Annotated in this window: 1 rRNA gene; it reads right to left on the bottom strand. The window is 53.0% G+C overall.

Annotation, left to right across the window (positions count from 1 at the left end):
* A 23S ribosomal RNA gene (locus tag PGR29_RS24775) occupies nucleotides 1–1,292 on the bottom strand; the annotation flags it as partial.

The following is a 1,292-nucleotide window of genomic DNA, read 5'->3' as shown; positions in this document are numbered from 1 at the left end:
AGTCTCAGGGAGAACTCATCTCGGGGCAAGTTTCGTGCTTAGATGCTTTCAGCACTTATCTCTTCCGCATTTAGCTACCGGGCAATGCCATTGGCATGACAACCCGAACACCAGTGATGCGTCCACTCCGGTCCTCTCGTACTAGGAGCAGCCCCCCTCAATTCTCCAGCGCCCACGGCAGATAGGGACCGAACTGTCTCACGACGTTCTAAACCCAGCTCGCGTACCACTTTAAATGGCGAACAGCCATACCCTTGGGACCTACTTCAGCCCCAGGATGTGATGAGCCGACATCGAGGTGCCAAACACCGCCGTCGATATGAACTCTTGGGCGGTATCAGCCTGTTATCCCCGGAGTACCTTTTATCCGTTGAGCGATGGCCCTTCCATTCAGAACCACCGGATCACTATGACCTGCTTTCGCACCTGCTCGCGCCGTCACGCTCGCAGTCAAGCTAGCTTATGCCATTGCACTAACCTCCTGATGTCCGACCAGGATTAGCTAACCTTCGTGCTCCTCCGTTACTCTTTGGGAGGAGACCGCCCCAGTCAAACTACCCACCAGACACTGTCCGCAACCCGGATTACGGGTCCACGTTAGAACATCAAACATTAAAGGGTGGTATTTCAAGGTTGGCTCCACGCAGACTGGCGTCCACGCTTCAAAGCCTCCCACCTATCCTACACATCAAGGCTCAATGTTCAGTGTCAAGCTATAGTAAAGGTTCACGGGGTCTTTCCGTCTTGCCGCGGGTACACTGCATCTTCACAGCGAGTTCAATTTCACTGAGTCTCGGGTGGAGACAGCCTGGCCATCATTACGCCATTCGTGCAGGTCGGAACTTACCCGACAAGGAATTTCGCTACCTTAGGACCGTTATAGTTACGGCCGCCGTTTACCGGGGCTTCGATCAAGAGCTTCTCCTTACGGATAACCCCATCAATTAACCTTCCGGCACCGGGCAGGCGTCACACCGTATACGTCCACTTTCGTGTTTGCACAGTGCTGTGTTTTTAATAAACAGTTGCAGCCAGCTGGTATCTTCGACTGATTTCAGCTCCACCCGCAGGGGCTTCACCTACATATCAGCGTGCCTTCTCCCGAAGTTACGGCACCATTTTGCCTAGTTCCTTCACCCGAGTTCTCTCAAGCGCCTTGGTATTCTCTACCTGACCACCTGTGTCGGTTTGGGGTACGATTTAATGTTACCTGATGCTTAGAGGCTTTTCCTGGAAGCAGGGCATTTGTTACTTCAGCACCGTAGTGCCTCGTCATCACACCTCAGCGTTAA

The sequence above is a fragment of the Klebsiella sp. 141203 genome (assembly GCF_032601985.1).
In the GTDB taxonomy this organism is placed as follows: Bacteria; Pseudomonadota; Gammaproteobacteria; order Enterobacterales; family Enterobacteriaceae; genus Klebsiella; species Klebsiella aerogenes.
This window is presented reverse-complemented; position numbering and strand designations above follow the sequence as displayed.